1 pseudogene is annotated in these 296 nt (G+C 80.7%); it reads left to right on the forward strand.

Annotated elements, in window-relative coordinates:
* Positions 1 to 296, forward strand: a pseudogene (locus E9529_RS21650) (DUF222 domain-containing protein); the annotation flags it as partial.

Here is a 296-nt window from a genome sequence, read left to right on the forward strand (position 1 = left end):
GCCGAGCGGCGGCGGAAGGTGCGGCAGCGGGCCGCCGATGTGACCGTGCGCCCGGTCGGGGACGGGATGAGCGAGCTGCGCGCCCTGCTCCCGCACCCCGACGCCCGGGCCTGCCGGGACGCCGTCGACCAGCACGCCCGGGCGGCGCGGGAGGCCGGGGACGGCCGGCCGGTCGGGATGCTGCGCGCCGGAGCGCTGGCCGACCTGGTGCTGCGCCCGTGGCAGGACCAGCCCGCGGTCACCGCCCAGCTCACCGTGGTCGCCCCGCTGCCGGCGCTCACCCCCACCCGCTTCCT

The sequence above is a fragment of the Blastococcus sp. KM273128 genome (assembly GCF_021698975.1).
In the GTDB taxonomy this organism is placed as follows: domain Bacteria; phylum Actinomycetota; class Actinomycetes; order Mycobacteriales; family Geodermatophilaceae; genus Blastococcus.